Below are 7777 nucleotides of genomic sequence, written 5' to 3'. Positions count from 1 at the left end.
CCCGCAGCTGAAACGCGGGCCGGAGCCTCGTACGGAGGAACCGACCGAGTCCGTCGAACGCGACGCCGACGAAGTACGCAGCCGTATGGCCTCGCTCCAGCGAGGCTGGCAGCGCGGCCGCGAGGAGAACGCCGCGGGCGACGCCGCCCACAGCGGCACAGCACCACAACGAACGACAAAGGGGGACGGTCGATGACCGCACCGAAGGCGACCGGCCACACGACCGACAAGGGGCAGCTGAACTGGCTCCTCGACGACCTGGTGGATCGCGTCGCGAGTATCCGCAAGGCCCTCGTGCTCTCCGGCGACGGATTGCCGACGGGTGTGTCCAGGGACCTGACCCGGGAGGACAGTGAGCATCTGGCCGCCGTAGCCTCCGGTTTCCACAGCCTCGCCAAGGGCGTGGGACGCCACTTCGAGGCCGGTAGCGTCCGCCAGACCGTGGTCGAGCTCGACGACGCGTTCCTGTTCGTGACGGCCGCCGGTGACGGCAGCTGCCTCGCCGTCCTCTCCGACGCCGACTCGGACGTCGGCCAGGTCGCCTACGAGATGACGCTCCTGGTGAAGCGGGTGGGCGTGCATCTGGGCGCCGCTCCGCGCACCGATCTGCCCGCAGGCGGGTAGTGAGATGACATGAGTGCTGACGGTCAGGGAAGAAGCCACTGGTTCGACGACGAGGCCGGACCGGTCGTCCGTCCGTACGCCATGACCCGCGGCCGCACCAGCAGCCAGGGTCAGCACCGCCTGGACCTGATCGCGGTCGTGGTCACGGAGCCGCACGCGGACGATCCGGAAGCGGACCACATGCTCTCCCCGGAGCACGTGGACATCGTCGAACTGTGCCGTGACCTGCCGCAGTCGGTCGCCGAACTCGCAGCGGAACTCGACCTGCCGATCGGGGTGGTACGGGTCCTTGTCGGAGACCTCGTGGACGCGGAATTCGTCCATGTGAACCGGCCCGTACCCCCTGCCGAGCTGCCGGACGAGAGTATTCTGCGCGACGTGATCAACGGCCTCCGGGCGCTGTGAGCAGCGCGGAAGCGGGGTACTGACGTGACAGGCTGGCAGTTCTGGGTCGACCGAGGCGGCACCTTCACCGACATCGTCGCGCGTCGCCCGGACGGCCGGCTGCTCACCCACAAGCTCCTGTCGGACAACCCGGCGCGCTACGCGGACGCCGCGGTCGAAGGTGTCCGCTCCCTGCTGGCCGACTCCGGTGCCCCCGTCGAGACCGTGCGCATGGGGACCACGGTCGCCACCAACGCGCTCTTGGAGCGCAAGGGCGAGCGCACCCTGCTGCTGATCACGCGCGGCTTCCGCGACGCCCTGCGCATCGCCTACCAGAACCGTCCGGGCATCTTCGCCCGCCGCATCGACCTGCCCGAGCTGCTCTACGAACGGGTCGTCGAGGTCGACGAGCGCATCGCGGCCGACGGCACCGTGCTGCGCGCGCCCGACCTGGACGCCCTCGCCGGGCCTCTCCAGAAGGCGTACGACGACGGGATCCGGGCCGTCGCCGTGGTCTGCATGCACAGCCACCTCCACCCCGCCCACGAACAGGCCGTCGGGGAGCTCGCCACCCGCATCGGCTTCCCGCAGATCTCGCTCTCCAGCGAGGCCAGCCCCCTGATGAAACTGGTCCCCCGCGGGGACACCGCCGTCGTCGACGCCTACCTCTCGCCGGTCCTGCGCCGTTACGTCCGGCACGTCGCCGACGCGCTCGAGGGCGTACGCCTGATGTTCATGCAGTCCAACGGCGGCCTCACCGAGGCCGGGCAGTTCCGCGGGAAGGACGCCATCCTGTCCGGGCCGGCCGGTGGCATCGTCGGCATGGCACGGATGTCGCAGCTCGCCGGTTTCGACCGCGTCATCGGCTTCGACATGGGAGGCACCTCCACCGACGTCTCCCACTTCGCGGGCGAGTACGAACGCGTCTTCACCAGCCGGATCGCCGGCGTCCGGCTGCGCGCCCCCATGCTCGACATCCACACCGTCGCCGCCGGCGGCGGCTCGGTCCTGCACTTCGACGGCTCCCGCTACCGCGTAGGGCCGGACTCGGCGGGCGCGGACCCGGGACCCGCCTGCTACCGCGGCGGTGGACCGCTCGCCGTCACCGATGCCAACGTCATGCTCGGCCGCATCCAGCCCGCCCACTTCCCGAAGGTGTTCGGCCCCGGCGGCGACGAGCCCCTCGACGACGCGCTCGTCCGGGACCGCTTCACCGCCCTCGCGCGCGAGATCCGCGAGCAGGCCGGCGACGACCGCACACCCGAGCAGGTCGCCGAGGGCTACCTGCAGATCGCCGTCGCCAACATCGCGTCCGCGGTCAAGCGGATCTCCGTCCAGAAGGGCCACGACGTCACCCGGTACGCCCTCACCACCTTCGGCGGCGCCGGCGGCCAGCACGCCTGCATGGTTGCCGACTCCCTCGGCATCCGCACCGTCCTCGTGCCGCCCATGGCCGGCGTGCTGTCCGCACTCGGTATCGGGCTCGCCGACACCACGGCCATGCGTGAGCAGTCCGTCGAGGCGCCCCTGGAGCCCGCGTCGATGCCCGGCGTGCGCAAGACCGCCGAAGACCTCGAAGCCGCGGCACGCGCCGAACTCCGTGCCGAAGACGTCCCCGAGGAGCACATTCAGGTCACCCGTCGTACCGAGCTCCGCTACGACGGCACCGACACCACCCTCACCGTCGAGCTGACCGAGCCCGACACCATGCGGCAGGCCTTCGAAGAACGTCATCGCGCCACGTACTCCTTCACGCTCGACCGCCCGATCGTCGTCGAAGCCCTCTCCGTCGAAGCCACCGGCATCACCGAACCCCCCGATCTCTCCGCTCTCGCCCCCTACGGCGCCCCCGCCGGCCGCGGCTCCGAGCACGGCCCCGCAGCGGCGCGGACCGTCCGCCTCCACACCGGCGGCACCTGGCGCGACGTACCCCTCCACCACCGCGAGGACCTTCCCCCCGGCGACAGCGTCACCGGCCCGGCGATCATCGCCGAAGCCGGCGCCACGACCGTCGTCGACGACGGCTGGCGAGCCGCCGCGACCCACGACGGGCATCTGGTCATGGAACGCGTCGCGATTACGCAGAGTTCCGATCTCGACACGAAAGTCGACCCGGTTCTGCTGGAGGTCTTCAACAACCTCTTCATGTCCATCGCCGAGCAGATGGGCGCCCGCCTCGAATCCACCGCCCAGTCCGTCAACATCAAGGAGCGCCTGGACTTCTCCTGCGCCCTGTTCGACCCGGACGGAAACCTGGTGGCCAACGCCCCGCACATCCCCGTCCACCTGGGCTCGATGGGCACGAGCGTCAAAGAGGTCATCCGGCGCCGTGGCTCCCGCATGCGGCCGGGCGACACCTACGCCGTCAACGACCCGTACCACGGCGGCACCCACCTGCCCGACGTCACCGTGATCACCCCGGTCTTCGACACCGCACCCTCGAACAACGCGGACAGCTCGGACAACACGGAGAGTGACCCCGAGATCCTCTTCTATGTCGCCTCACGCGGCCACCACGCCGAGATCGGCGGCATCGCCCCCGGCTCGATGCCCGCCGGCAGCCGCACCATCGATGAGGAGGGCGTCCTCTTCGACAACTGGCTGCTCGCCGAGGACGGCCGGTTCCGCGAGGACGAGACCCTCCGCCTCCTCACCGAGGCGCCGTACCCCTCCCGCAACCCGAAGACCAACCTCGCGGACCTGCGTGCCCAGATCGCCGCCAACCGGAAGGGCGTCGACGAGGTGGGCCGCATGATCGAGGACTTCGGTCTCGACGTCGTCCAGGCCTACATGAAGCACGTCCAGGACAACGCCGAGGAGGCAGTACGCCGCGTCATCGACGCACTCGACGACGGCGACTACGCCTACGAGACGGACTCGGGCGCCGTCATCCGGGTGCACGTGCGCGTGGACCGCGAGAACCGGGCCGCGACCATCGACTTCACCGGCACGTCGGCGCAGCTGCCCACCAATTTCAACGCCCCCTTCTCGGTCGTCAACGCGGCCGTCCTGTACGTCTTCCGCACCCTCGTCGCCGACGAGATCCCCCTCAACGACGGCTGCCTGCGCCCCCTGAAGATCGTCGTGCCGCACGGCTCCCTGCTCGCCCCCGAGCCACCGGCCGCCGTCGTCGCGGGCAACGTGGAGACCTCACAGGCCGTCACCGGCGCGCTCTACGCCGCGCTCGGTGTCCAGGCCGAGGGATCCGGAACCATGAACAACGTCACCTTCGGCAACGAACGCCACCAGTACTACGAGACCGTGGCCTCGGGCTCCGGCGCGGGCGACGGCTTTCCCGGCGCACCCGTCGTCCAGACCCACATGACCAACTCACGCCTCACCGACCCCGAGGTCCTGGAGTGGCGACTGCCCGTGCGCCTCGAGGAATTCGCGGTCCGGCGCGGCAGCGGCGGCTGCGGACGGTGGCGCGGCGGGGACGGTGCCGTGCGCCGTATCCGGTTCCTGGAACCCATGACGGTCTCCACGCTGTCCCAGCACCGACGTGTCCCCCCGTACGGCATGGCGGGCGGCGAGCCGGGCGCGCTCGGCGCCAACCGCGTGGAACACGCCGACGGCACGGTGACCGAACTCGGCGGCAGCGACTCCGCCGACGTCGTCACCGGCGACGTACTCGTCATCGAAACCCCTGGCGGCGGAGGCTACGGCCCACCGTCGCCCGACCCCCATCAAGCAGGAGAAGAGATCGATGATCTTCGGGCGTTCTGAGCGCGGCAAGCCACCGGTCGAGCCCGTCACGCTCAAGATCCTGGTGGCCGGCGGCTTCGGCGTGGGCAAGACCACGCTCGTCGGCGCGGTCAGCGAGATCAGGCCGTTGCGCACCGAGGAACTGCTCACCGAGGCCGGGCGCCCGGTCGACGACACCAGCGGCGTGGAAGGCAAGCACACCACGACCGTGGCCATGGACTTCGGCCGCATCACGCTCCGCGAGGACCTGGTGCTGTACCTCTTCGGCACGCCCGGACAGGAGCGGTTCTGGTTCATGTGGGACGAGCTCTCCGAGGGCGCGCTCGGTGCCGTCGTACTCGCCGACACCCGCCGCCTGGAGGACTGTTTCGCCGCCGTCGACTACTTCGAACGGCGCTCGATCCCGTTCCTCGTCGGCGTCAACTGCTTCGAGGGCGCCCCGCGGTACCCGGTCGAGGACGTCCGTCAAGCCCTCGACCTGGACGAGGGCGTACCGCTGATGATGTGCGACGCCCGCGACCGCGAGTCGGTCAAGGAGGCACTCATCGGCGTCGTCCAGCACGCGATGGCGTACGCGGCCGACCGTCGCCAGATCGTGAACACCTGACGCCGGCCGAGCGGACGGACACGGCCCGTACCCCCGCCGACGGGGGTACGGGCCGCAGTCAGGACACGACCGCGCACGCGCGCGTGGCTAGTTGCCCTCCTCCCAGCCGAAGCTCTTCTCCACGGCCTTGCGCCAGTTGCGGTACTCGCGGTCCCGAACCGACGCGTCCATGGACGGGGTCCACTCGACGTCCTTCTGCCAGTGCGCCTTGAGCTCGTCCAGGTCGTTCCACACACCGGTGGCCAGACCGGCCGCGTACGCAGCGCCCAGACAGGTGGTCTCGGAGACCTTGGGCCGCACCACCGGGACGTCGAGCACGTCCGCCTGGTGCTGCATGAGCAGGTTGTTCTTCGTCATGCCGCCATCGACCTTCAGGGTGGTGATGTGCACCCCGGAGTCCTGGAACATGGCGTCCACGACCTCACGGGTCTGCCAGCTCGTCGCCTCCAGCACCGCGCGCGCGAGGTGCGCCTTGGTGACGTACCGGGTGAGGCCGGTGATCACGCCACGGGCGTCGGAGCGCCAGTACGGTGCGAAGAGGCCCGAGAACGCGGGCACGATGTACGCGCCGCCGTTGTCCTCGACGCTCGCCGCGAGGGGCTCGATCTCGTCGGCGGTGCGGATGATGCCGAGCTGGTCCCGGAACCACTGGACCAGGGCGCCCGTGATGGCGATCGCACCTTCCAGGCAGTAGACCGGCGCCTCGGTGCCGATCTTGTACCCCATCGTGGTGAGCAGTCCGCTCTTCGACGGCACCGGGCGGTCACCCGTGTTGAGCAGCAGGAAGCTTCCCGTGCCGTACGTGTTCTTGGCGGTGCCCACGTCATAGCAGGCCTGCCCGAACACGGCGGCCTGCTGGTCGCCCAGTGCGGAGGCCACGGGCACGCCGGCGAGCTGGCCGACGGCGGTGCCGTACACCTCGGAGGAGGACCGGATCTCGGGCAGCATGGCCTCGGGGACGTTCATCGCCGAGAGGATCGCCGGGTCCCACTGGAGGGTCCCCAGGTTCATCAGCATGGTGCGCCCGGCGTTGGTCACATCGGTGACGTGCTGCCCGCCGTCCGTGCCGCCGGTGAGGTTCCAGATCAGCCAGGAGTCCATCGTTCCGAAGGCGATCTCCCCGCGCTCGGCACGCGCACGGAGGTCGGGCACGTTGTCGAGCAGCCAGGCCGCCTTGGGCCCGGAGAAGTAGGTCGCCAGCGGCAGACCCGTCTGCTCGCGGAAACGGTCCTGCCCGTCCGAGCCGCCCAGCTGGTTGCACAGCGCCGCCGTCCGCGTGTCCTGCCACACGATGGCGTTGTGCACCGGCTTGCCGGTCGCCCGGTCCCACAGGAGGGTCGTCTCGCGCTGGTTGGTGATGCCCATCGCGCTCAGCTGGTCGGCCCGCAGACCGGCCTTGGCGAGCGCCCCCGCGACCACCGCCTGCACCTTGGACCAGATCTCGGTGGCGTCGTGCTCCACCCAACCGGGCTTCGGGAAGATCTGGCGGTGCTCGCGCTGGTCCACGGCGACGATCGCGCCGTCCTGATTGAAGACGATGCAGCGGCTCGACGTCGTGCCCTGGTCGATCGCTGCGACGTACTTCTCGGCGTTGTCCGTCATGGCTACCCCTTGGTTCAGAAGGCAGGGTGCGTCCCCATGGCTACGTCAGCCGGAGGCAGGTAGATCTCGAGTCCCGCCCGGCATCCGCGACGAGCGTGCCGTCGCAGCCGTATCACCCGTGGGGGAAGGAGCCTTGGCGCCGGCGCGGCCGCGCGCCGTAGTGCCGGAATACGCCGAAAGTGTTCACCGGCACCCGAAGGGCGTCAAGGTCGCCGACCACAACGGTTGACGGCCATGTGGCGGCGGCCGGGCAGTTGCCGGGCCGGGTGGCCGGTTGCACGGCCCTGACGGCGCCCGGTCGCGTGATGTTCAGATCTGCTCGGGCCCCGCGCGGCTGTGGGGATCAGTGACCCACGCGAGGCTGTGCTGGTGGTGTCCGGCCTTCGCTGAACTCCGTCGCCTGCGACGGACCCAGCCACACCTGACTTGCTTGCTAGCCACCAGCATCCACCTGACCAGGTGGTTCCTCAACCGCACGGGTGAGGACCGGGCTCTCGGCCCCGCATCAAGGCCTTCGCGGGCGGAGCCCAGCCGCGCCCGGGCACCTCCTCGGCCCGCCCCGAGCGGCCCGGACACCCTGTACCCCCCCCTCAGGCCCCACCCCTCTCCGCCACCCCACAGCCCGCCTGGGCCGGTGTCGATGCCGGGTCGGTGCCGCGGCGGGTCTCGTGCCCGGGCACGCCCGCCCGGCCCAGCACCCAACTGGCACCGTGCAACGCCTTCGCGGCCTTCTTCAGCGGCGCCAGGCACGCAGCCGCCTGACGGTGGTCGCTGACACTGCCCGGCACGCACAGCACCGTGGCGAGCGACAGCGTGACCGGTCGGCACAGCCCGCCGACCAGGGGACGTCCAGGA

General features: G+C 70.4%; 6 protein-coding genes and 1 pseudogene. 5 read left to right on the top strand and 2 right to left on the bottom strand.

The features are described 5' to 3' along the window. From SSQG_RS42520 to SSQG_RS06200, 5 genes are all read left to right on the top strand, one after another. On the top strand, positions 1 to 196 hold a 196-nt coding region (locus tag SSQG_RS42520), incomplete at its 5' end, for a hypothetical protein (protein WP_244299066.1). Beyond that, on the top strand, positions 193 to 624 hold the full coding sequence (locus SSQG_RS06215; RefSeq protein ID WP_003988871.1) for a roadblock/LC7 domain-containing protein: 432 nt from the start codon (positions 193 to 195) through the stop codon (positions 622 to 624). The genes SSQG_RS42520 and SSQG_RS06215, both read left to right, overlap by 4 nt. Positions 625 to 633: 9 nt before the next feature. Further along, a complete protein-coding gene (locus tag SSQG_RS06210; protein ID WP_003988870.1) occupies positions 634 to 1029 on the top strand; it encodes a DUF742 domain-containing protein in 396 nt (131 codons plus the stop codon). 24 nt (positions 1030 to 1053) lie between these two features. Next, the gene (locus SSQG_RS06205; protein ID WP_003988869.1) at positions 1054 to 4734 is read left to right on the top strand and encodes a hydantoinase B/oxoprolinase family protein; all 3681 of its coding nucleotides are present in this window, start codon (positions 1054 to 1056) and stop codon (positions 4732 to 4734) included. Next, positions 4715 to 5320 carry a GTP-binding protein gene (locus SSQG_RS06200; RefSeq protein ID WP_003988868.1) on the top strand — a complete coding sequence of 202 codons (606 nt, stop codon included), beginning with the start codon at positions 4715 to 4717 and terminating at the stop codon, positions 5318 to 5320. The genes SSQG_RS06205 and SSQG_RS06200 overlap by 20 nt, the downstream gene beginning before the upstream one ends. Before the next feature lie 87 nt (positions 5321 to 5407). Here the strand turns inward: SSQG_RS06200 and glpK are convergent, their stop codons facing one another. Further along, positions 5408 to 6922 (bottom strand): glycerol kinase GlpK, encoded by a 1515-nt coding sequence (glpK, locus tag SSQG_RS06195; RefSeq protein WP_003988867.1) that lies wholly within the window; start codon positions 6920 to 6922, stop codon positions 5408 to 5410. 590 nt (positions 6923 to 7512) lie between these two features. After that, positions 7513 to 7777: pseudogene (locus SSQG_RS38870) on the bottom strand (diguanylate cyclase); the annotation flags it as partial.

It is taken from the genome of Streptomyces viridochromogenes DSM 40736, assembly GCF_000158955.1.
Classification (GTDB): Bacteria; Actinomycetota; Actinomycetes; order Streptomycetales; family Streptomycetaceae; genus Streptomyces; species Streptomyces venetus.
This window is presented reverse-complemented; position numbering and strand designations above follow the sequence as displayed.